Below are 26,188 nucleotides of genomic sequence, written 5' to 3'. Positions count from 1 at the left end.
TGCGGAAAATTCCATGCTTTATGAACACTAAATTTCAGTTTGGTTTTTAAGGATTCATGTCCATAGAATCTAAAGTGAGGCGTATTGAACATTTGTTTGATTGCCTCGATAGCGAAATTTCTAAATTTCAATCACAAACAACGTTACATTGTATATCTGGCTGCGGAAAATGCTGCACCAAACCAGATGTAGAAGCATCGCCATTGGAGTTTTTGCCTTGGGCATTCCAGTTGTTTTTAAATAAAGAAGCTGAAATAACTTTGGCAGAGCTAAACAACAGGGGCAATTCCATTTGTTATATATATCAACCGCTTTCCTTATTGGATAGCCATAGTGGAAGTTGTGGGAACTATAAATATCGTGGACTTATTTGCCGTTTGTTTGGTTATGCGGCTACAAAAGACAAGTTCGGCCAGCTTAGATTGGCAACCTGTAAGATTATAAAAGAGAATCAAAACGCAAGTTACAATAGAGCCGAAGTGGCCATTGGAAATGGTTTGGATATTCCAATTTTCACGGATTATTATATGAAACTTTCCCAAATAGATTTTAAACTTGGTAATACCATTCTTCCTATTAATCAAGCTTTAAAAGTAGCCATTGAGGAAGTTTTGCATTATTATACCTATAGGCCTTTCCCCAGAAAGTATAAAAAAGCGTCATAAACAATTTAAAAAAAAAGCATTCATAATTTGTTTTATAATAAAATGTAAAATATATTTGTCATTATGTAAAAAGTATTTTTCTTAATAGAAAATATATTTGTCAATTTAAAATATGTAATTATGAATAAAGAAAGCTTTATTGAATGTGAACGAAAACGTTTTGTTAAACTAATTAAATTTAGATTACCTAATAGATTTTTAAAAATTGGAATTGCTATTGTAGGATTATCCCTGATAGGGATGGTAGTTAGAGGCTTTTTTCATGTAAGTGATACAGAGTGGTTGAAATTATTATTTCAAAAAACACTTTTGGTAGGGATGTTAATCATGTCCATTTCAAAAGATAAGATAGAAGATGAAATGACTATTCAGTTGAGAGCTCAATCTTATATGTATGCTTTTGTTCTGGGTGTTGTTTATGCTTTAGTCATGCCCTATGTAGAATTTGGGGTTTCAAATGTTGTGAACAATGGTGGGGAAGCTTACAAAGATTTAGGCGATTTTCAAGTGTTGCTTTTTATGCTCATGATACAACTTATGTTCTATCATAACTTAAAACGTTATAGATAATGCACAATAAAATAAAAATAGAACGTGCCATTTTAAACATAACCCAGGATGAACTTGCCCAAAAAATAGGTGTTTCCAGGCAAACCATAAATTCCATTGAAGCCAATAGATATGTGCCTTCTACGGTTTTGGCACTAAAATTATCTAAACTATTTAAGAAGCCGGTTAATGACTTTTTTGAATTAAGTGAAGATGATTAATTTGGTGTGTTATGTTATTGACGCTTTTAAAAACAGCTACTTTTTTACAATTTCAATAAATTGTTTAATTCCAACTGTAGCGCTTTCAGCTATAACAGTTATTTGTTGCTGGCTTTGTATTGCTGGTTTTGGGTCAATAAAAAAAATGGGCGCGTTTGCTGGTCTATAATGCAGCAAACTAGCGGCAGGGTATACTTGCATTGATGTGCCAATTATCAGAAGCATATCAGCGGTCATACAAATATCAATGGCTTTGTCTATCATTGGAACGGCCTCACCAAACCAAACAATGTGTGGGCGCAGTTGATAGCCTTTTGGACAAGTATCACCTAAATGAATATCCGTGTTCCATTCCATTACAGATTGCTCATCAACAATATTTCTAGCTTTGAGCAATTCGCCATGCAAATGAACAACATGGCTACTGCCAGCACGTTCATGTAAATCGTCAACGTTTTGCGTGATGATTGATACCTTGAATTCGTTTTCAAGGTTGGCTAAATCAATATGTGCAGTATTGGGTTTGACCTCTAATAACTGTCTTCTACGCTGGTTATAAAATTCCAAAACAAGTTCAGGGTTTTTGGCAAATCCTTCTGGCGAAGCCACTTCCCTGACATCATGACCTTCCCACAAACCATCGGCATCTCTAAAAGTTTTGAGTCCACTTTCTGCACTCATGCCAGCGCCAGTAAGTACAACAAGGTGTTTCATGTGTTAAAAATACCAAATTAAAACCAAGTTGTAAAAGTTGTTATTATACATTTTACAAAATTCCATTGTAATCCCTTAAAAATATTTTGTAGGATTTTTAATGAATACAAAAAAGATTTGCTAATTTAGTTTTCTAACTAACAACCAAATTTTAAATGTTACTTATTCTATTCGGCTTCCTTATAGTTATTGGGATGATTGTAATACTAGCCATCTCATCACCCAAGTATTATGAAATAAGCAGAGAGATTATTATAGACAAACCGGTCTCCGAAGTTTTTAACTATTTAAAATATCTGAAAAATCAAGATCATTGGTCTCCTTGGAAAAAGAAAGATCCCACAATGAGCCAAGAGTTTGTTGGTACCGATGGAGAAGTAGGGTTTACAGCAAGATGGAAAGGTAACAGTGATGTGGGAGAAGGTGAACAAGAAATTACAGCGATTGTTAACAACAAGCGAATGGATACTGAATTGCGGTTTTATAAACCTTGGAAGTCTACATCAAATGCGTTTCTTGTAGTTGAAGATTTAGGAAAAATGCAAACCAAAGTAGCCTGGGGCTTTTTTGGAAAAAATAAATTCCCTTCAAGTATTTTCATGCTGTTTTTTAATATGGAAAAGTCTGTTGGAAAAGATTTTGAAGAAGGCCTATCTAACTTAAAATTACTTTTAGAAAAAAAATAGTTTTTGGGTTTAAATTACTTGTTGGTTCTGCCTCTGCTCAATAATTTATATTCTTCATAGCATTCACTGATAGCGTCCAAAATTTGCAAATCATTAGCGGTTTGAATAAACCCTTTTGAGTAATTGCACTGGCTCACAATCTCATCCAAGTCAACACGGTCTACCTGCAATAATGCGGTGAGCATTTCCCTGTCAAAACGCGAAGCAAGTATATTCCGGATTTCATCATCTTCTTTCATTTTCTTCAGTTTCCTCAGCTCATTTGGTTTTTTACCGAACATTCTGTGTAAAAAGTCAGCTGGATTAAATATAGACCCCATGATTCTTGTAATGGCACTGGGCGAACTGGCCTCGTAACCTGTACTTGGTAATCCAGAAATACTATATCTGTAATTGTTGTTATTTAGGGGGACTTGCTTGATATCAACCTCAAGATAACCAGTAAGTTTTAATTGGTTCACCACAACTTCCTCAAGGGCTAAAGCCAACTCGGTCAATTCAATTTTTGAACTTCCAAACTTTATCCAGTCATTGGTGACCCTTACCTTAATGGACTTAAATCCTAAGTATGAAAAATGTAAGGTATCATTGGCCTTTGCTCGAATTTCAAATTCGCCCTTGTCATTGGTTGAGGTACCAACCACCTGGTTAAGGTTAACAATATTCACACTTTCAAGTGGCGTATCGTCAGCACTATTAATAACCACTCCCTTTACGGTTGTGCTTTCTTGGGCAAAACAGAACACAGTTGATACAATACATGTAAAGAGGAAAAGGTACTTTTTCATTGAGATTTTAATTGAGCATAAAAATAGTAAACAAAATACCAAGTTTTATGCCGATGCAATATTTTTGTCTTAAAATTAACAAACCTCTTTGACAAAAGCAAAGAGGTTTAAATATTAGCGTCTTGAGCGTCTTGGTCTGTCAAAACCAGAAGCAGATGATTTGGCATTTGAACTGCCTGAACGTCTTGGTTTTGGAGCACTGTCAGAACGTCTTCGTTCACTTCTGTTTCCAGAATCAGAACCAGAACTTCGTCTGTCACCTCTTGAACTGGAACGTTTATCACTACCTCGTCTGTCGCCTCCTTTTCTATCATCACGTCTTCCACTTCGTTTACTACCGCCACGACCTCTATCTTGTGAGATTTCAACATTTACAAAGCGACCGTTGTATTTAAAGTCGGTAAAAAATGCCAAAACCTTTTCTTGATGCTCTTTTTCGGTATTGAAGAATGAGAAACTATCTTTTACTTCTACTTTAAACACATCATCTTGACCAAGCTCTAAAACCTCTTTTAAAAAGTCCTTAAGGCTCATCCAGTCATATCCATCCTTACTGCCTACATTGATAAAGTACCGTGTAGAGTTTGAATTTCCGCCAAAATCACGACCATCATCTCTGGTATCTCTAGAACTTTCAGAAACATTTAGGTTTTTGGATTTTTGATAATAGTTGAAGAATCTGGTAAATTCCACAGAAAAGAATTTTTTAATCAAATCATCTTTACTGGAATCGGCAAACAATGCATTGATACTGGTCAAGTATTTATCAATTTCATGGTTGATTTCCGTATTGTGGATTTTATTGGCCAAAGACATCAATTGCACTTCGCAAATTTCCATGCCATCAGGAATCTCCTTTTTAACGAAGTCTTTTTTAATGATGCGCTCAATACTTTTTATTTTTCTAACCTCACTTTTTGAAACCAGTACCATGGAAACACCTGTTTTTCCAGCACGACCTGTACGGCCACTGCGGTGGGTGTAGGTTTCAATTTCATCAGGCAATTGGTAATTTACAACATGGGTAATGTCATCAACATCAATACCACGAGCCGCTACATCAGTAGCTACCAACATCTGTATTTGTTTGTTTCTGAAGGATTTCATGACCAAATCTCTCTGGTTTTGGCTTAAATCGCCATGTAAAGCGCCAGCGCTATAGCCATCTTCAATCAATTGCTCGGCAACTTTTTGGGTATCCCGTTTGGTTCTACAAAACACTACCGAAAAGATATCTGGATTAGCATCCGATAAACGTTTTAAGGCATCATATCGGTCTCTTGAATTGATTAAGTAATATTCATGACTAACTTGATTGGTGCTTTCATTCTTATTCCCAACAGTAATCTCAACTGGGTTGTGCATGAATTTTTTTGCAATGGAAGCCACTTCCCTGGGCATGGTTGCAGAAAACAACCAGGTGTTTTTTTCTTGTGGTGTATATGACAAGATATCAGTAATATCTTCATAAAAGCCCATATTGAGCATTTCGTCAGCTTCATCTAAAACGGCATATTCAATTTTAGAGATATCAACCAGCTTGCGGCTTATCATATCTTTCATTCGGCCAGGTGTGGCCACAATAATTTGAGCGCCTTTTTTTACATCTCTAGCTTGTTCTGTAATGCTAGAACCACCATAAATAGCAACCGCATTAAGACCTTTGCAGTATTTTCCGTAGAGTTTTATTTCGTTGGTTATTTGCAAGCAAAGTTCTCGGGTTGGCGATAAAATAAGCCCTTGCGTGGTTCGACTGTCAATATTTATTTTTTGGAGCATGGGGAAACCAAATGCCGCTGTTTTGCCGGTTCCGGTTTGTGCCAAAGCTACCAAATCGGTTTCTCTTTCTAATAAAATAGGGATGGTTTTTAGCTGTACATCACTGGGCGTTTCAAAACCTAAATCAGTAATAGCGTGCAATAGGTCCTCATTAAGACCCAATTCTTGGAATGTGTTCATTCGTATGTAAGTATTCGATGTTGTTATGTGGTGTTACATAAGAAGCAAATCGACATACTTAACTTAACCTTCTTGTAACACATCCTCACTCTGAGGAATTTAAAAACCCGTCTTCGGATTTCAAGCGGCAAAGATAGTTTTTTATTTGTGATTAACTACTGTTTAACAAATCTTTAGTTTTAGGTATTTATGTTCTTTGGAAAGTCATTTTTCGGCTTGTGCCATGTGTATTTGGATATTGGATATTAGGTTAACTTAAGTGTAATAGTTAATTAGTGGTTTGTTAAAACCACTTGATTTTTTAAAATTTAGTCTTTTGACCTTGGTTATTGGTTTATAAACGACTAAAATATATATTTGAATGTTTGCATTTAATTTTTCACTATATTCAGTAGTAACTCCCTAATTAACAGTGCATTTATAATTTGATTGGATTTTTATTTAATTAATACATATTGTGTGCCCTTTTTTCTACCTATTTGACTTGGTTTAAGTTATTGTGTATTAATGTAGTTGTGATTATAAGCAACTTCAAAATGTGTAATTTTTAATCAATTATATAACCAATTAAAACCAACCAATTATGAAAACAGTTTTTAAGTTTACGCTTTTATTTGTGATTCTATTTGCATTGTCATGTACTACAGAATCTACCGCCCCCGTTCTTGATGGCTCTGATGCCGCAAACCTGTTATCAAAGTCAGCAACTAATAAAAATGCAAATGCCAAAAGAGTTACTAGGCCAATAAACACAAATTTGGAAAGTGATCCAGACCCAAATACTGATAACCCCTGTGGTGAATCTTTATTCTATGGTAATGTTACCCATATGGGTAAGGTTACTGGTTATACCGATGGATCAGACTGTCATTGGACTGAAGCTGGAACTTTAATCAGTAGCGGGCACGAAGTTACTATTGCGGCAAATGGAGATGAATTATGGTCTGATGGAAGCATTGAAATAACTTTTCCAACAGATGGCTCTAATATCGCAACAATTGAAGGTGGATCTACCATTGTTGGTGGTACTGGTAGATTTGAAGGTGCCACAGGCTGGTTTATCTTTGAAAATATGATATACAATCTAGACACTTTTCATGAATCACACACTGCTTATGGTGAAATAACCTATTAATAAACCATCAAGAGTAAAATTCAGAATTCCTTAATCGGTAATTATTATATGTCTTCAAAAAAAGAGTTGTAATAGTTACCGATTTTGATTTTTTATTGATTTATTGTTAATCTTAAATTATTAATCCGTTCCAACAACGTAGGATGCGAATAATGCATAAACACATACGCAGGGTGCGGCGTTAAATTACTCAAACTATTTTTTGATAGTTTTTTAAGTTATAATTGACTATGATAAAAACGGGTCGGCTTAAAATACTAGCCCTTTTTTATTTTAAAAAGTTTATTAGGCTTCTGTCATTTTTTTTAGAAAACAACTATTTTTTTAAATTCTTAATCCGTTGCAACAAGGTAGGATGTGAATAATGCATAAATACATACGCCGGATGCGGCGTTAAATTGCTCAAACTGTTTTTGGACAGTTTTTTAAGTGAGGTAATAAGCGGTTCCGCTTTATAGGTGTTTTTGGCATAATCATCGGCTTGGTATTCAAAAGCTCTTGAAAACAGATTCATGATCAAACCCGTTATTTCTGAAATGGGCGCATACAACAATCCAAACGCAATTAATCCTATATGGAAACTAGGTGTGTCAACACCCAAAGCGTTTGATAACACAGGATTTGAAATAAACAAGGATAGCACATATAGCGTCAAACCAGTGAGCAAAATAGAACTGATTAAATTAAAGATGATATGTTTTTTCTTGTAATGACCTACTTCGTGGGCCAACACGGCAACAATTTCATCGTCTTCCAAATCCGACATCAAGGTGTCATAAAGGGTCACACGTTTTTCACTGCCAAAACCAGAAAAATAGGCATTGGCTTTGGTGCTGCGCTTAGAGCCATCAATCACAAATATTTTATCCAATGTAAAACCAACCGTTTTAGCATAGTTTGAAATCTTATCTCTTAAACTGCCTTCTTCTAAAGGTGTCTGTTTATTGAACAATGGCACAATCAATCGTGAATAAAACATATTCATAAACACCGTAAAGACCGTAACCAAAGCCCATGCATATAACCAAAATTGATCACCACTTATTTGGTAAAACCATATAATAAGTGCTAATATGCCGCCTCCCAAGACAATCATCATCAGCCAGCCTTTTAGTTTATCCAGAAAAAAAGTTTTTTTGGTTGTTTTATTAAAACCAAATTGTTCTTCAATTACAAAGGTGCTGTAATACGAGAATGGTGTGGTAACAATATCACTGCCTATCATAATAATACCAAAGAAAATCAATGCAATGATGATAGGCTTATCACTAACACTTCTGGCAATACTATCAACGTATTCAAATCCGTCCAACAATAAAAAGGCCAATGTCAAAACCAATGAAAATGTTGAGGTTATGATTCCGAATTTATATTTGGTGGCTTTGTAATCTTGAGATTTTTTGTATTCGTCCTTGTCGTAAACATCTTCAATTTCTTTGGGTAAATCATCATTAAAATGTTTGGCATTTAAAGCATCCAAAAATTTGTCAACGATAAAGTTTACAATTATTATTCCGATGATGATGTAAAAAAGCGTATTTGCAGTCATATTTGATATTTTTCATCATTGTGAGACTTTTTTAAAAGTCGTGGCAATCTGTTTTGTTATAATTTCAATTTATGAGATTACTTCGGTCATACTGTCCTCGTAATGACGTGTTATTTAAAATGGCGTTGTCTTTTGGCTTCAAAAATAAGAATTCCTGCTGCAACAGACACATTCATGGAATCGATGTCTCCCTGCATGGGAATAATGATGTTTTGGGTTGAGCTTTTAAGCCACTCATCACTTAAACCAGTAGCTTCAGTACCTACAATAATAGCGGATGGTTTGGTGAAATCTTGGGTGTTATAATTAACAGACGCTTGTAAGGCGGCACAGTAAACATGTATGTGTTTTGATTTTAGAAATTCAATAATTTCAGTTGTCGAGCCCATGGCAATATTATTGGTAAACACACAGCCCACACTAGAGCGGATAATATTTGGATTGTACAAGTCTGTTTTTGGGTTTGCAATCATAACGGCATCTACATTGGCTGCATCGGCCGTTCGTAACAGGGCGCCGATGTTACCAGGTTTTTCAGGTGCTTCGGCTACTAAAATCAAAGGGTTTTTAGAGGTAATATTTAAATCGCTTAGAGTATGTTCTTTGCATTTGGCAACAGCCAAGACACCTTCTGTGGTTTCTCTATGCGCCAATTTCTCATAAACCTCTTTTGAAATCTCAATGACGTTTAGTTGTTTAGCTGTTAAGTTGTTAAGTTGTTCTTGAGAAAATAATTCAGGATAAAACAAAATAGTGTCCAACTCATAATCGCCTTTTAATGCTAAACGGATTTCGCGTTCACCTTCAATTAAAAACAAGCCTGTTTTTTTGCGTTCGCGAGACTTGTCTTTTAATTGGACCAGTTGTTTGATCAATGGGTTTTGTGTACTGAGGATTTGTTTATTCATTTCAAAGACAAAAGTAATGTAATTCCATTCAATTGATTATAACGATTTGTTTTCAAAATAATTTACCAATAAGGCCACTACATAACTATAACTTTCCATGCCTTTATCTTGTTTGTTGGCTTTTAGGTAAGAACTATATGTTTCTTTGAATATCGGTTCAAAAGGGTTTTCATAACCTTCCCAAAACTCACGGGTTTCTTTGTAATTTTCCAAAATGCCTTTATTTACGGTTTCAGAAAGTGAATCGAATAAGGTTTCGTCACGTCTGTAAATTTCGTTCAAACAAAATCGCAATGCAAACGTATATCCAGAGTATTTAAAATAGATATCATCATGATTGATGGCCGCCAAGCACCCAATAAAATTAGCTTCATTTTCTGCGGCATAGCCCAATTGATGGGCAACTTCGTGCGAAGCAGTTGTTGGAAAAATATACACGGGGATGAGTGCATCAACTTGGGATTCATTGGTCAACGGATTTAAATACCCGCTAAACCCCATGTAGGTTAAGGGCAAACTAAACAGCGATTTTTTAATGCTTTTTGGGTAGTATTCAAGATGTGGAAATTCTTTTTTTAAATTGGAATAACCATTGGGAACCATCTTTAATATATCATGTTTGCTGTAAGGAATATCAATAGGAATCGTATCATTTTTAATGATGCTGGCATGCAGTTTATTTGATTTTTCTATAAGTTTTTTGGTTACTTTAACAAGCTGTTCTGTGGTGTATTCAGGTTTTAAACCCAAGTTTTTGTAAAGTGGAGGTCTGTAATAATTTAGTCCCCAAAACAAATGAAATGCAAGGTAAACAATAGATAAAGCTGCAAACACATCAATAAACCACTGTTTGGTGTCTTTTCGTAAACGCTTTCTGTTTTTAAAAAGCCATCTCACAATATAAATAATTGCAAAAGCATAGACAAAATCACCAAACGAAAACGGTATCCAGCCCAACATAAACCGAAATAGTTTTGAGATATACGGGTACAGGCCATTGCTGTAATAGGTTTCTATAAATTGCGGATTATGCGAAAGCCATTTCACCAAAAGGTATTGTGGGACAATTGAAAAGGCTATTAAGGACTTTTTGTGTTTTAGCATGCTCAAAAATAAGGAAATGTTTAATATTCCTGATTAGATATGTTACCTTTGTTGCACTTAAAAATCACACCATGAGTTCACAAATAAGACAACTAGAGCCCAAAGCTCTTTGGAATAAATTTGCCGATTTAAATGCAGTCCCCAGAGGCTCAAAAAAAGAAGAACGTGTTATTGCGTTTATGAGGGATTTTGGGGAGCAGCTTGGCCTTGAGACTTTGGTTGATGAAGTAGGGAACGTGATCATAAAGAAACCGGCCACCAAGGGAATGGAATCAAAAACTACCGTGGTAATGCAGTCGCATTTGGATATGGTACATCAAAAAAACAATGATACCGTTTTTGATTTTGACACCCAAGGCATTGATATGTATGTGGATGGCGATTGGGTAAAAGCAAAAGGTACCACACTTGGTGCTGATAATGGATTGGGAGTAGCCACTATTATGGCTATTTTAGAAAGTACAGACATTGCACATCCAGCCATTGAGGCTTTGTTTACCATTGATGAGGAAACGGGTATGACAGGCGCCATGGGACTTAAAGGAGGGTTGCTTTCTGGCGGTATTTTGTTGAATTTAGATACCGAAGAGGATGATGAAATAGGGGTTGGCTGTGCCGGCGGTATCGATGTTACGGCAACAAGAACCTATAAAGAAGAAGAAACGCCTGAGTTTAAAACAGGATTTGAAATAATAGTAAAAGGATTGCAAGGCGGACATTCGGGGATGCAAATCCATGAAGGATTGGGCAATGCCAATAAAATCATGAATCGATTGTTGTTTGATGGTTTTGAGAATTTTGGACTGCGTATCTCAGAAATTGATGGCGGAAGCCTGCGTAATGCCATTCCAAGGGAAAGCAAAGCCATTGTTGCTATTGATGCCATTCATGAAGCAGCTTTCTTATTGGAAATGAAGGAACAAGCTGATACCATAAAGACCGAGTTAAAAACCATGGAGCCTGATTTAGAGATTGTATTTTCTAAAGTTGATACGCCAAAAATGATTATGGATTTAGGTGTTCAAGAAGGATTTACACGAGCTTTGTACGCAGCCCAAAACGGGGTGTATAGAATGAGTGCGGACATCCCGAATTTGGTTGAAACGTCCAATAACATAGCTAAGGTTTTAGTTAAGGATGGTAACATTCATGTGGGCTGTTTAACGCGCTCGTCTGTGGAAAGTTCTAAAATGGATTTAGCCAATGCGTTGCGAGCAACTTTTGAATTAACGGGTTGCGAAGTTGAATTTTCTGGTGATTATCCGGGATGGACACCCAATATGGACTCGCCGATATTAAAAGTGATGTCGAATCTGTATGAAGAAATGAATGGAACCAAACCTCATGTAGCAGCTTGTCATGCCGGATTGGAATGTGGCATTTTGGGCACTCATTATCCAGATATGGATATGATAAGTTTTGGACCAAACATTAAGGGCGCCCATTCACCTGATGAGCGTGCCCAGATTTCATCTGTTCAAAAGTTCTGGAAGTTTGTATTGGAGATTTTAAAGCAGATTCCAAATAAATAAACCAAAAGGAGTAGTTAATTTGCTACTCCTTTTTTATTTTTCAAAAATAGATATGTAAATCATATCACCTTTCCTGCTTCTTTTGCTTGGGAATCCATATAATGGCCAATAATTATGCCGATTAGCATGCCTGCAACTATACCAAGTGAAATACCCAAAGACCGTTCTAAGCTTGATAAAACCATCACTCCAAAAAGAATCCCAAAAGAGGTTCCTAAGCCAATACCCATATTTGTGTAGTATCCCTTTGGTACTAGTGAAAATTCAGTTTTTAAAAACTGCTTGAAAACCGTCAGTTTTTTGCTAAAAAAGCGTTTTTTGTTTTCAGGATTTGATTTTAAATTTAACGTTTCAATCTCCTTTTCAATCTGTAATAATTGCTCTTCTGACAAGTTTCTGTTATTTAAATTAGAAAGCATGGTTATGAAGTCTTTGTAAATCCGTAACTCCCGTTTGTTGTTTGTCTCTTTTGATAGTTTTTTAAAAAAATCTATTGCGTCTGTAATACTCATAATTTTAATGTTTGTTTAATTAGTGTCAAAAAGCCAATATTATTACACCTTAATTCATTCAGATCTTAAATCTTCCATATCTTTAATCAACTCATCCAGCTTTTTTAGTACGCGTCCGTAAACCAAATTCAAATCCCATTTATAAATTCGTCCACCAAAAAAGTATAAAATTATTATAACAGCTAACATGCCAAGTAACCAATAAACAGGCATACCATAAACCATGTAGGGCTGGTAATTTCCAAATTGTCTTTGTAGCGTTTCCCGAATTGGGCTTGAAAACCAAAACCCAGAAACCATGGCAATAAAAATGTAAGGATAAATGTATTGAGACATCTTCTTGTTAATGGCAATTTGCTCTTGCATCCAGGCATTAAAAGATTTTAAATATTGGTAACTACTTACATTTTTGTCAATTTTTTCTAGTCTTTTTAAGAGTTTTTTATTGACGACAACCAATACATTGAACAATATGAACATGAGCACGCCCATAACCGGTAATTTTACCAAAAAAGAACTAATTAATATGACAAACGAAAATACTACAAGCACATTGAAGTTTATCTTAAACATTCTTTTGAACTTGTCTATAATATGAATGGATTTTTTGTTGTAAAGGTTGTTCAGTTTTGGTGCTACCATGGCATTTTTGTCTAAAAAACCATGTTTCCAAATTGATTCAATTGATTTTTCCATCTAATAATTTTTTTAATCGGTCTTTAATTCTGTTTATTCTAACCCCAATGTTGTTAGGTGTTGTTCCTATTATTTCTGCAATTTCCTTGTTTGGTTTTTCTTCCAAATAGAGTAATATAACGGCCCTGTCAATTTCAGATAGTTGTTTGATGGCCTCATATAAAAAGCTCAAATCTTCATCAGAAAACCTTGTAATGTCTTCAGTTTCTAGTGTTTCACCTACAGCTTCAACGTTATAGAATTGATTCTTTTTTTTCTTTTTTCTAATTAACGTTAGGCAAATGTTTAACGATAGTCTGTAAATCCATGTTGACCATTTACAGTCACCACGAAAGCTATCCCTACTTCTCCAAATTTGTAAACAGACTTCTTGATAATAATCCTCAAAATCTTCTTGCGAATCAGTATAAGCCCTACAAATTTTTATAATTATTCCGGAATAGGGTAAAATGGATGATGTGTAAAAATCGTTACTCAAACATTGTTTTTAAGGTTAGTGGCAGAAGTTAAAAAATATTACACCCTAAAAACATTTTTTTTTGATAAAGATGTAATTTCTCAATCGTTCCTCATTTCGAAATGACTGTTGCTTAAAAAAATGTAGGAGCCTCCTACTCAAATCAAAGTAAAAACCATCAAAGCTTATAAAGAACATGGTGTGTCGTTTAATAAACGGTTAAGTTGGGCTAGGACTAATTTGGTAACCTATTAAAAACAGGTTTTACTAAGAGTGCTTTTCTACAGATTAAAACTGGTCTAAATCCTTTCCAACAATAACCTTTCCTTTATAGCCGCCCTCTCGTATTCCACTTATCAAGTCACTGTCTGTGGCGTCATTACGAATGATGTGTGTTAATACCAACAATTTTGGTTTTGCCTTATTGGCTATTGTCCCTAGTTCTATATCAGAGGTATGGTATGATTTACAGTATTCGGGCCAATACTCTCCGCCTGGTCGCTTTTCGGGTTTGAGTCCTTTTCCAAAATAGACTTCATGTACTAAAATATCCACGCCTTCAGAAGCTTTAACCAAGGCATCACAGGGACGGGTATCACCCGAAATCACGATTGAACGGTCTGGAGTATCAATTCGGAATCCGTAGGCTTCTTTCCAATCACCATGCAATACAGGAATGGCGGTTATTTTAACTCCGGCACTGTCATAGACAATTCCTGAGTCAATCTCTTTTACATTTACTTTTAGGTACTCAGCTTGTTCTTTTTCAAGATGGTTGGTCCTTATATCAATATCTTCATAATAGGCATCCAGCAGGAGGTTGGTCATTCGTTGTAATCCATGGGGCCCATATACATTTAGAGCTTTTTTTCTTCTCATAAGCCAAGAGGTAAGGATCAAATCGGGATAACCCAAGGTATGATCGCTGTGCAAATGGGTAATAAATGTAGCTTCTGGTCCGTTAATAGGTAGTTTAGCTGCGTTTATCATGCGTTCTACTCCAGATCCTGCATCGAATAAAAAAAATCTTTTTCCGTAGACCACAGCCGTTGCTGGACCCGAGCAATTCGGATTGGGGCCTGGTGTACCGGTTCCCAATAGAACGACCCTTGTTTTTAAAGTGTTGGGATTGGTGTTTTGGCCTTGTAAGTTACCTTTCAGAAAAAGAAGTGATAATAAAAAGATAAACAATATGGTTTCAATCCTTTTTTTGCTAATATGCTCTTTTTCTGAAAATTTGGTATTGGTTTTATCCATTTAAATCATTTTAATGATCTGTGTAGATAAAGATATGGTTTTTAAGGTTGCTAAAGATAATTGTTCGTGGTTAAACGTAAATCGACAAATAGTTTGTGGGTATAACTTAATGGATTTTTAATATAATAATCAATAAATTTTTAATTGTGATTCTTTTAAGGCACCGGATCATAACCACTACCACCCCAAGGATGACAACTTAAAATACGTTTTATGGCCAGTTTTCCGCCTTTTAGTAAACCGTGCTTTTGTAAGGCTTCTTTAGCGTAATGGGAGCAGGTGGGTTGGTATCTGCAGGTTGCGGGCGTTAAAGGTGATATCAGTACTTGATACACTTTTATTAAAAACAAAAACGGTACAATGAGTATTTTTTTCATTTTGAATTTTTCGTCAACCTGAACTTGTTTCAGATTCTCATAACTTATTTAATATGATGAGATTCTGAAATTAATTCAGAATGACAATAAATATATTAATTAACAGAAAACGTGGTGCCGTCTTTACCATCTTTAAGCTCAATGCCAACAGCAGCCAGTTCATCGCGGATTTTATCCGATAGAGCAAAATCCTTGTTCGCCCTGGCTTCTTGCCTCAATTTGATGAGCACTTCAATAGTCCCTGTCAATTTATCAGTTCCAGATTGACTTTTAGAGTTGTTTTCCAAACCTAAAATATCAAAAACAAAAGCGTGTATGGTTTCCTTAAGAATAGACAAATCTTCGGCAGTCACTGAAATGTTTCCTTCTTTTATTTGATTGATATACTTAACGCCTTCAAATAAATTAGCAATCAATACAGGGGTATTGAAGTCGTCATTCATGGCATCATAACAACTTTGTTTCCATTTATTAATGTCAATGGAAGAAGTTTTGGATGCTTTTAAACTATCCAATACATTAACGGCATCCATTAATCTGTAAAACCCTTTTTCACTGGCCAGTAAACCTTCATTGGTAAAGTCCAGAATACTTCTGTAATGGGCTTGCAGCATAAAAAAGCGGGCCACACTAGGCGAAAAGGCCTTGGTTATATTCGGGTTGTTTCCAGTAAAAATCTCTCCTGGCAATATATAATTTCCTGTAGATTTGGCCATTTTTTTGCTATTCATAATCAACATATTGGCGTGCATCCAATAGTTGACCGGTGTTTGGCCTTTAGCGGCTTCATTTTGGGCAATTTCACATTCGTGATGTGGGAATTTCAAATCCATTCCGCCCCCGTGGATATCAAAATGTTCGCCTAAATATTTGGTGCTCATAGCGGTACATTCCAAGTGCCAACCGGGGAACCCATCACTCCAAGGGGATGGCCAACGCATGATGTGTTGAGGTTCTGCTTTTTTCCAAAGTGCAAAATCTTGTGGATTCTTTTTATCAGATTGACCATCCAATTCTCGTGTATTATGGATTAAATCCTCAAGTTTTCGCTTGCTTAATTTGCCATAATCGTGGGTTTCATTAAACTTGTGAACGTCAAAATACACAGAACCATTGATTTCATATCCAAAACCATTGTCAATGATGGTTTTAATCAATTCAATCTGTTCAATGATATGCCCTGTAGCCGTTGGCTCAATGCTGGGTGGTAAAAAATTGAACGTATTTAAAATGTTATGAAAATCAACAGTGTAGCGTTGTACAACCTCCATAGGTTCAATTTCTTCCAGACGCGCTTTTTTAGCAATTCGGTCTTCACCAACATCAGCATCATTTTCTAAATGGCCGGCATCTGTAATGTTCCTTACATAGCGAACTTTAAATCCTAAATGCTTTAAATATCTAAAAATTACATCAAAAGACATAAAGGTTCTTACATTGCCTAAATGCACATTGCTATAAACGGTGGGGCCACAAACGTACATGCCTACATGACCTTCGTTAATAGGTTTAAAGGTTTCTTTTTGTCCGGAAAGCGAATTGTAAATTTTAATTTGCTGCTGCTTGTAAAGTTGCATCTTGTGGTCAGTATGTTTTTAACTTAAAACTTCGTTTCTAATTTGATGTAGTCCAGAAATTCCCTTCGTGTCGCTTTATCTTTAAACTTACCACCAAATTCTGAGGTTACCGTACTGCTTTCAATATCTCGTATACCTCTTGAATTCACGCATAAATGCTTGGCATCAATAACACAAGCCACATCTTTGGTTCCTAAAACATTTTGAAGTTCTTCAACTATTTGAATGGTTAAGCGTTCTTGAACTTGAGGACGTTTAGCAAAATAATCCACAATTCTGTTCATTTTTGAAAGACCAACAACAGTGCCATTTGAAATATACGCAATGTGAGCCTTACCAACAATAGGCAATAAATGGTGCTCACAAGTTGAATACACGGTAATGTTTTTTTCAACCAGCATTTCGCCATACTTGTATTTGTTTTCAAAGGTTGAAGCGCTTGGTTTTTTATTAGGGTCTAAACCACCAAAGAGTTCTTTGACAAACATTTTGGCAACTCTATTGGGCGTTCCGTTTAGACTGTCATCACTTAAATCAAGACCCAAGGTCTCCATAATATGTCGAACATCATCTTTAATGATGTCTATTTTTTCTTCATTTGAGAGCTTAAAAGCATCAGACCTCATAGGTGTGTTTGATGATGTTCCAATGTGGTCATCACCTAATGATTCAAATTCTTCTATGTTATTATCAAATTTCATCAGCCGAATAAATAACGATTTAAGTCTGCAAAGATAAGTAATTCACTTTTGTTATGGTTTTGAATTAGCAAACAATTAATAAATTAGCTTTTTTACCGTTTGATTTCTTTTAAATGATAAAGCTTGAACAAATGAGTTCAAGCTTTGATTCAGGTGATATGGATTTTATTTTAAATATTAAAACTTAATGACAACGTGACGTTAGAGTTTTTTGTGTCAATATTTGCACTATCGGTCAAACCTACATTGTAAAGTTGATATTGCGAAGCGCGTTGTGCTTGGTCATACGTAATATCTAATTTGGTATTTCCAAAATTAAAACCAAGGCCAAGTGAATAGCCGTTTAAATCACCTATGGTAGAACCATTTTTATAGGGACTTTCTTCAAAACGGTAACCACCTCTAAAACTAAATTGTTTGTACTTGTATTCGCCACCAATTCTGTAAGTGGAAGCTGAAGTCAACTCAGAGCTGATGTTATTATTTTGGTCAATAAAAGCAGGGTCAGACTCAGGTTTGAATTTTGTTTTACTGTAATCTTTTACCGAATAGTCAAAGCTTATAAGACCTTGTTCACCAAATACATAAGCCAAACTACCAGTAAACTTACCAGGAGTTTGCAGTTTGTAGTCTGGATACACATTAGTAATTTGCGGGTCTATAGGATCTTGGCTAATGTTTGCCAATTCGCTTGTGTCTAAATATTGTGTTGTTTCTTCGGAAATGGTATACCAGGTAGGGGAGTCGTACACTAAACCTATTCTAAATTCCGGACTTAATTTCATGATGCCTCCCAATTGGAATGAAAAACCAGAACCCGTTGTAGATAGTGTATTTCCAAAATCAATATAATTTATTAAACCACCGTTGGTGTTGTCTTCTTTTAAGTAGGTGGAACGGTCAAAATTAATGAGATGTGAATTTAAGTTGATTCCTAAATATAAATTGTCCTCATATTGGAAAGCTGCATTAAAAGCAATTTTGCCATTGTAACCAGTAGATGCGTAGGAATAATCATGATGGAAGTTTCCATTGGCCACATTTGCAGAGTATAGGGTATTGGCATCGTCGTTGGTGTCAGGTTCTAAGATATACGATTCATAGCCCAAAAATGCCTGTTGATTGGCAAACCCATATGTGCTGCCTATATCAGAGTAAGCGTTTGAGATCGATTCATCAGGAAATGCAGAGATTTGATCCAAACGTAATCCATCAGCATAATCATAAAAATAGCTCGCAATTGAATTGCTGAATTGTCCATCGTTATTAGTATTTAAACCTGAGGCAAACCAACTGGTCTCCAAATTTTTTGTTTTATCGTAATTGACAGATAATGCGAATTTACGCCAGGGCGAATTGCTATTGTGGTTAACAAAAACAAAGGCGGCACCACCTTGGTTAATATCAAATTTTGAATCTGAAGTACTGTTAAAACCATTAAAATATTGGGCGTCATTTTTGGTGTCTAGATTAGAAAGCGTAAAAGAGGCATGACTGCTGTTGAATACTGCCGAACCTGCTGGGTTTAAACTAACGGCACTCATATCGCCACCAAGCGCACCAAATGCACCACTTAAGGCTCTAAAACGAGCTGTACCTTGAATTTCATCTTGTGAATATCTAAGTGCATCCGTAATATCCTGACCGTAAATAAAGGGTGTAGATAACAGACCTATCAATAATAAGCTTAACTTTTTCATATGCTTTTTCTTTTCTTTTTTTTGATTCTTTATATGTTGTTTTAGCGCCCTCTTCTGCCTGATGAACTGGAACTTGATCGACTTCCAGAGCTACTGCTACTTGAGGATGATCTGGAATAGCTTGGACTGCTAGAACTGCTCCTGCTTGAATTGTAACTTGGCGAACTAGAAGTAGAACTTCTTCTAGGCGTGTAAGTGCTATTGTTTGAAGACGAATTACTGTAACTTCTTCTAACTGATGATGTTCGGCTTGTTGAATTGGATGCAGGCGATGAAACACTACTTGATCGTCTTAGAACAGGTGACGTTCCACTGCTTGTCCGTCTTTGGGTATTGGAATACACCCTAGGGTCATTGCTGCTGTATCTGTTTACAGAGGTAGAATTGGTAGTGCTTCTTCTGGATGTATTATATGCCGAAGAATTTGCATAGCTGCTTCTAGTTGAGCTTGAACTATAATTTGATGATAAACTGCCTCGTCTGGTCGCACTGTATGAAAGTCCTCTTCTGCTGTACACATGATTGCCATAATAGCCATAGTAGCCACCATAGTAATACGGATTTCCATAATAGTAATAGCTGTATGGATTGTAATAAGCCCAACTATTGTAATAACCGCCGTAATAATACGGTCTGTACCAATCGTAGTAACCCCAAGAATTCCAGCCATATCCCCAATAATCGTAATAAGGCCTGTTCCACCAATAGTTATAATAGCCATAGCTTGGGTACACATTAATGCTTACGGAACTGTTATTTTGTCCCCAACCACCATAACCTTGGTAATTGTTGTCAATGCTGTCGTTTACCACATTATTTCCTTCATATGAATCTATATCAGTAAACACTTCGCCGTTTGCTATATTGTCATATTCTAAGGATTTTTCCCTAAAATAATTTTTGTAATAATTATTTGATTTGGAGTTGTTTTCAGCGTCAACAACAGCTTCTTGATAGTCACTATTATCTGGATATGATGAATTGTAAATACCATCATTATCTACGCCAACATATTGATAAGAACCACATGATGACAAACCAAACAGCAATCCAAGAATTGCCAAAAATGGTATTTTCCGTTTTAAGTAGTTAATTAATTGCATATCTCTATAATTTTATTGTTGAACATAACAAAAATAGTTAGTTTTGCTGAACTATTTTTACATTTAACATATTCACAATTTTTATGCCAAAACAAGCATATGAGCAAAAAACTTACAACTAGAACAGAGGATTATTCAAAATGGTATAATGAACTTGTGGTAAAGGCCGATTTAGCTGAGAACTCAGCGGTTAGGGGCTGTATGGTAATCAAACCGTATGGTTATGCAATTTGGGAAAAAATGCAGGCAGAATTAGATAGAATGTTTAAAGAAACGGGCCATCAAAATGCCTATTTCCCATTATTTGTTCCAAAAAGCTTGTTTGAAGCCGAAGAGAAAAATGCAGAAGGCTTTGCTAAGGAATGTGCCGTTGTGACACATTATCGTTTGCAAGCTGACCCAGATAAACCAGGTAAATTACGTGTTGATCCAGAGGCAAAACTTGAAGAAGAGCTTGTTGTGCGTCCTACCTCAGAGGCTATTATTTGGAATACCTACAGAAACTGGATTCAATCCTATAGAGACCTTCCAATATTAATCAATCAATGGGCCAATGTGGTGCGTTGGGAAATGCGTACGCGCTTATTTTTGCGTACCGCTGAATTTTTGTGGCAAGAGGGACATACAGCTCACGAAACCAAAGAAGAAGCCTTAAAGGAAGCAAAGCTCATGAACAATGTGTATGCAACTTTTGCGGAAAACTTTATGGCTATGCCTGTTATACAAGGTGTGAAAACCGAAAGTGAGCGTTTTGCAGGGGCCGAGGAAACATTTTGTATTGAAGCATTGATGCAGGATGGTAAAGCCCTACAAGCAGGAACATCCCATTTCCTTGGTCAAAATTTCGCCAAGGCATTTGATGTAAAATTCGCCAATAAAGAAGGAAAACAAGATTATGTTTGGGCCACCTCGTGGGGTGTTTCCACACGTTTGATGGGAGCGCTCATTATGACCCACAGTGACGATAATGGACTGGTATTGCCGCCAACTTTAGCGCCTTATCAAGTGGTTATTGTTCCAATTTATAAAAATGAGGACGATTTGAACGCCATTTCAAAGGTAGCAAATGGTATTCAGGCCGATTTAAGGGCTAAAGGAATTTCCGTAAAATATGATGATAGGGATACACAACGGCCAGGAGCCAAATTTGCACAACATGAACTGCAAGGTGTGCCATTGCGTTTGGCCATAGGTCCTAAGGATTTAGAAAATGGAACGGTTGAAATTGCCAGACGTGATACATTAACCAAAGAAATTGTTGCTCTTGATAAGGTGTCTGAAACAGTTAAAAGTTTATTGGATGCAATTCAGGAGAACTTATTTAAAAGAGCATTCGATTATAGAGCGTCACACATTACAGAGGTAGATACTTTTGATGAATTTAAGACTGTTTTGGAGACCAAAGGCGGATTTATTTCAGCGCATTGGGATGGTACCAATGAGACAGAAGCTAAAATAAAAGAGCTAACAAAAGCGACCATTCGTTGTATTCCTCTGGATAACAAGCCAGAAGAAGGTGTTTGTGTATTCACTGGAAAGCCTTCAAAAGGCAGGGTTTTATTCGCAAAAGCCTATTAAATTATTTTTTTTAAAAAAATATTATCCAGCTATTGCGACATTTAAAAATAGTTGTATTTTTGCATCCGCAATGGAAACATTGAGAGTTATTTGAAAACGGTGTAAGTTTATTTTTTTTTTAAAATCAAATTTACGGTGTTATAACAAATGGCCCGTTCGTCTATCGGCTAGGACGCCAGGTTTTCATCCTGGTAAGAGGGGTTCGATTCCCCTACGGGCTACAATTTTAATAATAAAAGGAATAATGGCAAATCACAAGTCAGCGTTAAAAAGAATTAGAAGCAGCGAAGCGAAACGCGTTGTAAACAGGTATCAACATAAAACAACTCGTAATGCAGTTAAGAAATTGCGTGAGTTAACAGATAAAAAAGAAGCTGAGGCTTTGTTTCCATCTGTTGTGTCTATGTTGGACAGATTGGCAAAGAAAAACATCATTCATGCCAACAAAGCAGCCAACCTAAAATCTGGTTTGGCTAAACATGTAGCTTCTTTATAAGATAAAGCATTTTTAAGTTATATAATAATAATTTAGAGCCTCTCTTTATGGGAGGCTCTTTTTTTATTGTAAGTTATTTGTTTAGCACGTATTAACCGTTAGTTTTAATTCTATTGTATATAAAAAAATCGTAGGATTTTCGTAAGTAAGCTAGAACTAGCAATAAATTATATATGGTGTTCTACGGCGTTTTTATATTTTCAATAATTGTATCGATTTGTTCCTTGCCAATAGCGATTATAATTCCTGAATTCTCTTTGTATTTTAATTTACCGAATGGTGTTATCAAATCATTTTGTTGATTAAGGTATGCTGAAACAATCCCAACTAAATGGAATTTGTTATCACCATTTTTCATTCTATCTTTAAAAAGTACTGGTCCTCCAGAAAAACCGGGATTATTATGTCCATCTAAGAATATAGTTTGAACATCATTATTAGTTGTTGTTCCAGAAAACACAGCTTTTTTAACTAGTGGAAATGGGAATCCAGCATTAATTTTACCCTTATCCAATGAACTTAAGCCATATGGAAATCCGAGAAAATAACCTTCGTCTCCAATTATTGTTTGAATATTTTTTAAGCTTATTCCTGATTGTACGAAACCAAATCCTTCTGGCATTATCAGTGCAACATCAACATCATTAGTTTTGTCAAAATAGACATTGCCTGTTAATGTTTTCCATAAACTATCTTGATATATTTCAACGGTTAATTTTTCTCCATATTTTGGATTTTGTAAAACATGTTTCGCAGTCACGAAGTAGTTAACAGAGTCCTTTGCTACCAAAAAAGTTGTTCCAGTTTGGGTCTTATATTTCATATGGAAAACTCTCGATAAGATATCGGTCGTTAGATAATCTTGTGCCATAATCAATTTTGGAATTATTATTAATATTAAAAATAAGAGTGAATGTTTTTTCATGTTTTTCAAATGACGTAGAACATAGATTAACAAATATATTGTGTTTATCCCCATTATACTTATCTCAAATATAATAAATAATTACTTACAAGTTTAACACGAAAAAAGCCTTAAAATTTAATTTTAAGGCTTTTAGCAATATGATGGTTGAGGTTTTTTATCCGTTCATGGATATTAAAAACTCTTCATTATTTCTAGTCTGTTTAAAGCGGTCATTGATAAATTCCATAGCTTCCACAGGGTTCATGTCCGCTAAATATTTACGCATCACCCACATACGTTGTATGGTGTTTTCATCCAACAATAAGTCATCACGACGTGTACTGGATGAAGTCAGGTCAATAGCAGGGAAAATTCTACGATTGGATATTTTTCTATCCAATTGCAATTCCATATTACCCGTTCCTTTAAATTCCTCAAAGATCACTTCGTCCATTTTAGAACCGGTTTCTGTTAAGGCAGTAGCAATAATGGTTAAAGAGCCACCATTTTCAATATTTCTCGCAGCACCAAAGAAACGCTTTGGTTTGTGTAATGCATTGGCATCAACACCACCACTTAATATTTTACCAGAGGCAGGCTGTACCGTATTGTAAGCTCTTGCCAAACGGGTAATGGAATCCAATAAAATAACCACATCATGTCCGCATTCTACCAAACGTTTCGCTTTTTCAAGAACAATGTCGGCAATTTTTACGTGTTCATGGGCTTCTTTATCAAAGGTTGATGAAATAACCTCACCACGTACATTACGTTGCATATCGGTTACCTCTTCAGGACGTTCATCAATCAATAAAATCATTAAGTAAACCTCAGGGTGATTCGCAGCAATGGCGTTGGCCACATCTTTAAGCAACATGGTTTTACCAGTTTTTGGCTGCGATACAATCATACCACGTTGTCCTTTTCCTATAGGAGAAAACAAATCCATAATCCTGGTTGATATGGTACTTTGCTTTTCAGCTATATCAAACTTTTCCTTTGGAAATAATGGTGTTAAATGTTCAAAAGACACACGGTCTCTCACCACGTCAGGGTTTTGGCCATTGATTTTAATGACCTTAATCAGTGGGAAATACTTTTCGCCTTCTTTAGGTGGTCTTACATGACCAAGAACAGTATCACCTTTTTTCAATCCAAATAATCTAATTTGCGATTGTGACACATAAATATCATCGGGTGACGATAAGTAGTTGTAATCAGACGACCTTAAAAATCCATAACCATCTTGCATGATGTCCAGAACACCTTCACTTTCAATAATGGCATCAAATTCAAAATCAGGCTCACGATAACGGTTTCTACTATCCTTATTGCCGTTATTGGAGTTCCCACTATTTGAGTTTCCGTTATTTTGGTTTTTGTTTTGATTTTTATTTTGGTTGTGATCTCTTTTTGGATGAGGTTTCTGATTGTCCTTGGATTTATTGTCCTGGGTAGGTTTGTTTGAAGAATCAGAACTTGGTTTTTCGGTTGTTTTATTTTCAACAGGAGCAACAGGTTTACTCTGTTTTTCAGGTTTGTTCTGTCTTTCGGGAGCTTTATCTTCCGTTGGAGCTTCCTCTTTTTTATGAGGTGCTTTATTGGCAGGCTTTTGAATGCGGGCTCTAGGTTTTTTTGCACGTTGCGTGCTGGGCTTATTATCTGTTGCAGTTTCTGAAGGCTTAATGACTTCTTCCACAGCTTTTGGGTTTGCTGCTTGGTGATCTAAAATTTGGTAAACTAGATCTGATTTTTTTAATGAACGATACTTAGATACGTTCAATTTTTTAGCAATCTCCTGTAAGTCAGAGAGTTTCTTTTCGTTTAACTGAGAAATTTCAAACATTTGATGTTTACTTAAATGATATAATTTGAATATAAGTTTGTTTGGTTCTGAAAAAAAATAGATTTTTAATCTGAAGAATTAACAACCTACCGTAGTGGCTGTTGAGAATTATAATGCAATAATACAACTTTATTTTAATTTTTTAAGTGAAATTTATAAAAGAAACTATTATTTTTGCCATCTATATTTTAAAAAGTAAATGTTACAGCGCATACAAACAGTTTATCTTATTTTGGCAGCAGGTGTTTCTGCAGGCCTTATATATTTGTTTGATTTGTGGGAAACAAAAGAAGGTATAGTTGTGTTTGCTAATGATAATCCACTCTACTTAGGTTTGTTTTTAGGTTCAGCGGCGTTGTCTTTAATTTCAATTTTCATGTATAAAAACAGGAAGCTCCAGTTTATGTTGGGGCGACTTAACATCATATTAAACTTTTTTTTACTAGGATTTTTTGTGTATCAATCTCTAAATGTATCTGGAGAAACTGTTGTTTCTGAGAAAGGTATTGGGATGTTTCTTCCTATTATTTCTATCGTGTTATTGGTCTTGGCCAATAAAGCCATTAAAAAGGATGAAGATCTTGTAAAATCTGTAGATCGATTGCGATAAACCTAACATCTTAGTAGTATTAGTGCGTTAAAAACCCAAAGTGAAAGCTTTGGGTTTTTTTAATACCGTTTGCTAAATTCTATCACTTCTAAATTATCAATTTTAGCACCATCAATGGTAAAGCGCAGCATGGTTCTTACTTTGTGGAATCCATGTTTACCTGCTGCACCGGGATTCATGTGCAGGAGCCCCAATTGTTTGTCGGGCATAACCTTTAAGATATGGGAATGTCCACAGATAAATAGTTTAGGTGGATTGGTTTTAATGGTTTGCTTAACCCGCATGTCATACGCTTTGGGGTAACCCCCAATATGGGTCATCCACACATCAACAGCTTCGCACATAAATCTATTATGTTCAGGAAACTCAGAGCGAATGGTTGTATTGTCTATATTGCCGTAAACAGCCCGAAGCGGTTTAAGCTGTTTAATGGCATCGGTGACTGCAATATCACCAATATCGCCAGCATGCCAAACTTCATCGGCGTCTTTAACATATTTCAATATATCATCATCAATATAGCTGTGGGTATCAGAAAGCAACAGTATTTTTATCATTATA

The 26,188-nt window shown here is 35.7% G+C and carries 27 protein-coding genes and 1 tRNA gene; 10 read left to right on the top strand and 18 right to left on the bottom strand.

Going from position 1 to position 26,188, the window contains the following annotated elements; translation table 11 throughout:
• The first annotated feature begins 56 nt into the window (after positions 1–56).
• The 3 genes from IEW94_RS06180 (at position 57) to IEW94_RS06170 (ending at position 1,435) form a co-directional block, all read left to right on the top strand.
• Entirely contained in the window at positions 57–665 is a 609-nt protein-coding gene (locus IEW94_RS06180; RefSeq protein ID WP_188651025.1) for a YkgJ family cysteine cluster protein, read from the top strand.
• Positions 666–785: 120 nt separating this feature from the next.
• Complete coding sequence (locus IEW94_RS06175; protein ID WP_188651024.1) at positions 786–1,235, top strand: hypothetical protein; 450 nt, start codon at positions 786–788, stop codon at positions 1,233–1,235.
• Positions 1,235–1,435 carry a helix-turn-helix transcriptional regulator gene (locus tag IEW94_RS06170; RefSeq protein WP_308423684.1) on the top strand — a complete coding sequence of 67 codons (201 nt, stop codon included), beginning with the start codon at positions 1,235–1,237 and terminating at the stop codon, positions 1,433–1,435. The genes IEW94_RS06175 and IEW94_RS06170 overlap by 1 nt, the downstream gene beginning before the upstream one ends.
• Positions 1,436–1,471: 36 nt before the next feature.
• On the opposite strand, the gene IEW94_RS06165 is transcribed toward IEW94_RS06170, so the two are convergent.
• Complete coding sequence (locus IEW94_RS06165; RefSeq protein WP_188651022.1) at positions 1,472–2,149, bottom strand: SIR2 family NAD-dependent protein deacylase; 678 nt, start codon at positions 2,147–2,149, stop codon at positions 1,472–1,474.
• A gap of 194 nt (positions 2,150–2,343) precedes the next feature.
• On the opposite strand from IEW94_RS06165, the gene IEW94_RS06160 reads away from it, so the two are divergent.
• Positions 2,344–2,835 (top strand): SRPBCC family protein, encoded by a 492-nt coding sequence (locus IEW94_RS06160; RefSeq protein WP_229669470.1) that lies wholly within the window; start codon positions 2,344–2,346, stop codon positions 2,833–2,835.
• 14 nt (positions 2,836–2,849) lie between these two features.
• Here IEW94_RS06160 and IEW94_RS06155 read toward each other — a convergent pair whose 3' ends face one another.
• The gene (locus tag IEW94_RS06155) at positions 2,850–3,623 is read right to left on the bottom strand and encodes a carboxypeptidase-like regulatory domain-containing protein (protein WP_188651018.1); all 774 of its coding nucleotides are present in this window, start codon (positions 3,621–3,623) and stop codon (positions 2,850–2,852) included.
• Positions 3,624–3,737: 114 nt separating this feature from the next.
• The gene (locus IEW94_RS06150; protein WP_188651016.1) at positions 3,738–5,582 is read right to left on the bottom strand and encodes a DEAD/DEAH box helicase; all 1,845 of its coding nucleotides are present in this window, start codon (positions 5,580–5,582) and stop codon (positions 3,738–3,740) included.
• Between the two features lie 583 nt (positions 5,583–6,165).
• Between IEW94_RS06150 and IEW94_RS06145 the strand changes: the two genes are divergently transcribed.
• The gene (locus tag IEW94_RS06145; protein WP_188651014.1) at positions 6,166–6,717 is read left to right on the top strand and encodes a hypothetical protein; all 552 of its coding nucleotides are present in this window, start codon (positions 6,166–6,168) and stop codon (positions 6,715–6,717) included.
• Positions 6,718–7,033: 316 nt separating this feature from the next.
• Here the strand turns inward: IEW94_RS06145 and IEW94_RS06140 are convergent, their stop codons facing one another.
• The 3 genes from IEW94_RS06140 to IEW94_RS06130 all read right to left on the bottom strand — a co-directional run bounded on the left by IEW94_RS06140 (position 7,034) and on the right by IEW94_RS06130 (position 10,278).
• Positions 7,034–8,266, bottom strand: a complete 1,233-nt coding sequence (locus IEW94_RS06140) for a M48 family metallopeptidase (protein ID WP_188651012.1) — start codon at positions 8,264–8,266, stop codon at positions 7,034–7,036.
• 110 nt (positions 8,267–8,376) lie between these two features.
• Entirely contained in the window at positions 8,377–9,174 is a 798-nt protein-coding gene (locus tag IEW94_RS06135; RefSeq protein WP_188651010.1) for a TrmH family RNA methyltransferase, read from the bottom strand.
• Between the two features lie 36 nt (positions 9,175–9,210).
• A complete protein-coding gene (locus IEW94_RS06130) occupies positions 9,211–10,278 on the bottom strand; it encodes a DUF3810 domain-containing protein (RefSeq protein ID WP_188651008.1) in 1,068 nt (355 codons plus the stop codon).
• Between the two features lie 71 nt (positions 10,279–10,349).
• On the opposite strand from IEW94_RS06130, the gene IEW94_RS06125 reads away from it, so the two are divergent.
• Positions 10,350–11,810 (top strand): aminoacyl-histidine dipeptidase, encoded by a 1,461-nt coding sequence (locus IEW94_RS06125; protein WP_188651006.1) that lies wholly within the window; start codon positions 10,350–10,352, stop codon positions 11,808–11,810.
• A gap of 59 nt (positions 11,811–11,869) precedes the next feature.
• On the opposite strand, the gene IEW94_RS06120 is transcribed toward IEW94_RS06125, so the two are convergent.
• The 9 genes from IEW94_RS06120 to IEW94_RS06080 form a co-directional block, all read right to left on the bottom strand.
• A complete protein-coding gene (locus IEW94_RS06120; protein ID WP_188651005.1) occupies positions 11,870–12,322 on the bottom strand; it encodes an OmpA family protein in 453 nt (150 codons plus the stop codon).
• Positions 12,323–12,376: 54 nt separating this feature from the next.
• Entirely contained in the window at positions 12,377–13,018 is a 642-nt protein-coding gene (locus tag IEW94_RS06115) for a hypothetical protein (protein ID WP_188651003.1), read from the bottom strand.
• The gene (locus IEW94_RS06110) at positions 13,002–13,496 is read right to left on the bottom strand and encodes an RNA polymerase sigma factor (RefSeq protein ID WP_188651001.1); all 495 of its coding nucleotides are present in this window, start codon (positions 13,494–13,496) and stop codon (positions 13,002–13,004) included. Before IEW94_RS06110 ends, IEW94_RS06115 begins: the two co-directional genes overlap by 17 nt.
• Positions 13,497–13,763: 267 nt before the next feature.
• A complete protein-coding gene (locus IEW94_RS06105) occupies positions 13,764–14,732 on the bottom strand; it encodes an MBL fold metallo-hydrolase (RefSeq protein WP_188650999.1) in 969 nt (322 codons plus the stop codon).
• Between the two features lie 155 nt (positions 14,733–14,887).
• A complete protein-coding gene (yidD, locus tag IEW94_RS06100; RefSeq protein ID WP_188650997.1) occupies positions 14,888–15,109 on the bottom strand; it encodes a membrane protein insertion efficiency factor YidD in 222 nt (73 codons plus the stop codon).
• Between the two features lie 95 nt (positions 15,110–15,204).
• The gene (cysS, locus tag IEW94_RS06095) at positions 15,205–16,686 is read right to left on the bottom strand and encodes a cysteine--tRNA ligase (protein WP_188650995.1); all 1,482 of its coding nucleotides are present in this window, start codon (positions 16,684–16,686) and stop codon (positions 15,205–15,207) included.
• Positions 16,687–16,709: 23 nt separating this feature from the next.
• Positions 16,710–17,387 (bottom strand): GTP cyclohydrolase I FolE, encoded by a 678-nt coding sequence (folE, locus tag IEW94_RS06090; protein WP_188650993.1) that lies wholly within the window; start codon positions 17,385–17,387, stop codon positions 16,710–16,712.
• 170 nt (positions 17,388–17,557) lie between these two features.
• Positions 17,558–19,087: an OmpP1/FadL family transporter gene (locus tag IEW94_RS06085; protein WP_188650991.1), complete on the bottom strand. Its 1,530-nt coding sequence runs from the start codon at positions 19,085–19,087 to the stop codon at positions 17,558–17,560.
• A gap of 41 nt (positions 19,088–19,128) precedes the next feature.
• Positions 19,129–20,190 carry a hypothetical protein gene (locus tag IEW94_RS06080; protein WP_188650989.1) on the bottom strand — a complete coding sequence of 354 codons (1,062 nt, stop codon included), beginning with the start codon at positions 20,188–20,190 and terminating at the stop codon, positions 19,129–19,131.
• 99 nt (positions 20,191–20,289) lie between these two features.
• Between IEW94_RS06080 and proS the strand changes: the two genes are divergently transcribed.
• The 3 genes from proS to rpsT all read left to right on the top strand — a co-directional run bounded on the left by proS (position 20,290) and on the right by rpsT (position 22,264).
• Complete coding sequence (gene proS, locus IEW94_RS06075) at positions 20,290–21,768, top strand: proline--tRNA ligase (RefSeq protein WP_188650987.1); 1,479 nt, start codon at positions 20,290–20,292, stop codon at positions 21,766–21,768.
• 149 nt (positions 21,769–21,917) lie between these two features.
• A tRNA-Glu gene (locus IEW94_RS06070) sits at positions 21,918–21,989 on the top strand.
• 23 nt (positions 21,990–22,012) lie between these two features.
• Positions 22,013–22,264: a 30S ribosomal protein S20 gene (rpsT, locus tag IEW94_RS06065; protein ID WP_188650986.1), complete on the top strand. Its 252-nt coding sequence runs from the start codon at positions 22,013–22,015 to the stop codon at positions 22,262–22,264.
• A gap of 181 nt (positions 22,265–22,445) precedes the next feature.
• Here the strand turns inward: rpsT and IEW94_RS06060 are convergent, their stop codons facing one another.
• Both IEW94_RS06060 and rho read right to left on the bottom strand, forming a co-directional pair.
• On the bottom strand, positions 22,446–23,189 hold the full coding sequence (locus tag IEW94_RS06060) for a S1 family peptidase (RefSeq protein WP_188650984.1): 744 nt from the start codon (positions 23,187–23,189) through the stop codon (positions 22,446–22,448).
• Positions 23,190–23,346: 157 nt separating this feature from the next.
• Positions 23,347–25,017: a transcription termination factor Rho gene (gene rho, locus IEW94_RS06055; protein ID WP_188650982.1), complete on the bottom strand. Its 1,671-nt coding sequence runs from the start codon at positions 25,015–25,017 to the stop codon at positions 23,347–23,349.
• 199 nt (positions 25,018–25,216) lie between these two features.
• On the opposite strand from rho, the gene IEW94_RS06050 reads away from it, so the two are divergent.
• The gene (locus IEW94_RS06050) at positions 25,217–25,627 is read left to right on the top strand and encodes a DUF4293 domain-containing protein (RefSeq protein ID WP_188650979.1); all 411 of its coding nucleotides are present in this window, start codon (positions 25,217–25,219) and stop codon (positions 25,625–25,627) included.
• 59 nt (positions 25,628–25,686) lie between these two features.
• Here the strand turns inward: IEW94_RS06050 and IEW94_RS06045 are convergent, their stop codons facing one another.
• Entirely contained in the window at positions 25,687–26,184 is a 498-nt protein-coding gene (locus tag IEW94_RS06045) for a metallophosphoesterase family protein (protein ID WP_188650977.1), read from the bottom strand.
• Between the last annotated feature and the right edge of the window lie 4 nt (positions 26,185–26,188).

The sequence above is a fragment of the Yeosuana aromativorans genome, assembly GCF_014646655.1.
In the GTDB taxonomy this organism is placed as follows: domain Bacteria; phylum Bacteroidota; class Bacteroidia; order Flavobacteriales; family Flavobacteriaceae; genus Yeosuana; species Yeosuana aromativorans.
The sequence above is the reverse complement of the archived record's forward strand: the minus strand, read 5'-3'. Positions and strand labels throughout refer to the sequence as shown.

Excerpts from the sequence above, each read along its gene's own strand:
- IEW94_RS06180 (WP_188651025.1), top strand. The coding sequence starts at position 57 with ATGTCCATAGAATCTAAAGTGAGGCGTATTGAACATTTGTTTGATTGC.
- IEW94_RS06175 (WP_188651024.1), top strand. The coding sequence starts at position 786 with ATGAATAAAGAAAGCTTTATTGAATGTGAACGAAAACGTTTTGTTAAA.
- IEW94_RS06170 (WP_308423684.1), top strand. The coding sequence starts at position 1,235 with ATGCACAATAAAATAAAAATAGAACGTGCCATTTTAAACATAACCCAG.
- IEW94_RS06165 (WP_188651022.1), bottom strand. The coding sequence starts at position 2,149 with ATGAAACACCTTGTTGTACTTACTGGCGCTGGCATGAGTGCAGAAAGT.
- IEW94_RS06160 (WP_229669470.1), top strand. The coding sequence starts at position 2,344 with ATGATTGTAATACTAGCCATCTCATCACCCAAGTATTATGAAATAAGC.
- IEW94_RS06155 (WP_188651018.1), bottom strand. The coding sequence starts at position 3,623 with ATGAAAAAGTACCTTTTCCTCTTTACATGTATTGTATCAACTGTGTTC.
- IEW94_RS06150 (WP_188651016.1), bottom strand. The coding sequence starts at position 5,582 with ATGAACACATTCCAAGAATTGGGTCTTAATGAGGACCTATTGCACGCT.
- IEW94_RS06145 (WP_188651014.1), top strand. The coding sequence starts at position 6,166 with ATGAAAACAGTTTTTAAGTTTACGCTTTTATTTGTGATTCTATTTGCA.
- IEW94_RS06140 (WP_188651012.1), bottom strand. The coding sequence starts at position 8,266 with ATGACTGCAAATACGCTTTTTTACATCATCATCGGAATAATAATTGTA.
- IEW94_RS06135 (WP_188651010.1), bottom strand. The coding sequence starts at position 9,174 with ATGAATAAACAAATCCTCAGTACACAAAACCCATTGATCAAACAACTG.
- IEW94_RS06130 (WP_188651008.1), bottom strand. The coding sequence starts at position 10,278 with ATGCTAAAACACAAAAAGTCCTTAATAGCCTTTTCAATTGTCCCACAA.
- IEW94_RS06125 (WP_188651006.1), top strand. The coding sequence starts at position 10,350 with ATGAGTTCACAAATAAGACAACTAGAGCCCAAAGCTCTTTGGAATAAA.
- IEW94_RS06120 (WP_188651005.1), bottom strand. The coding sequence starts at position 12,322 with ATGAGTATTACAGACGCAATAGATTTTTTTAAAAAACTATCAAAAGAG.
- IEW94_RS06115 (WP_188651003.1), bottom strand. The coding sequence starts at position 13,018 with ATGGAAAAATCAATTGAATCAATTTGGAAACATGGTTTTTTAGACAAA.
- IEW94_RS06105 (WP_188650999.1), bottom strand. The coding sequence starts at position 14,732 with ATGGATAAAACCAATACCAAATTTTCAGAAAAAGAGCATATTAGCAAA.
- yidD (WP_188650997.1), bottom strand. The coding sequence starts at position 15,109 with ATGAAAAAAATACTCATTGTACCGTTTTTGTTTTTAATAAAAGTGTAT.
- cysS (WP_188650995.1), bottom strand. The coding sequence starts at position 16,686 with ATGCAACTTTACAAGCAGCAGCAAATTAAAATTTACAATTCGCTTTCC.
- folE (WP_188650993.1), bottom strand. The coding sequence starts at position 17,387 with ATGAAATTTGATAATAACATAGAAGAATTTGAATCATTAGGTGATGAC.
- IEW94_RS06085 (WP_188650991.1), bottom strand. The coding sequence starts at position 19,087 with ATGAAAAAGTTAAGCTTATTATTGATAGGTCTGTTATCTACACCCTTT.
- IEW94_RS06080 (WP_188650989.1), bottom strand. The coding sequence starts at position 20,190 with ATGCAATTAATTAACTACTTAAAACGGAAAATACCATTTTTGGCAATT.
- proS (WP_188650987.1), top strand. The coding sequence starts at position 20,290 with ATGAGCAAAAAACTTACAACTAGAACAGAGGATTATTCAAAATGGTAT.
- rpsT (WP_188650986.1), top strand. The coding sequence starts at position 22,013 with ATGGCAAATCACAAGTCAGCGTTAAAAAGAATTAGAAGCAGCGAAGCG.
- IEW94_RS06060 (WP_188650984.1), bottom strand. The coding sequence starts at position 23,189 with ATGAAAAAACATTCACTCTTATTTTTAATATTAATAATAATTCCAAAA.
- rho (WP_188650982.1), bottom strand. The coding sequence starts at position 25,017 with ATGTTTGAAATTTCTCAGTTAAACGAAAAGAAACTCTCTGACTTACAG.
- IEW94_RS06050 (WP_188650979.1), top strand. The coding sequence starts at position 25,217 with ATGTTACAGCGCATACAAACAGTTTATCTTATTTTGGCAGCAGGTGTT.
- IEW94_RS06045 (WP_188650977.1), bottom strand. The coding sequence starts at position 26,184 with ATGATAAAAATACTGTTGCTTTCTGATACCCACAGCTATATTGATGAT.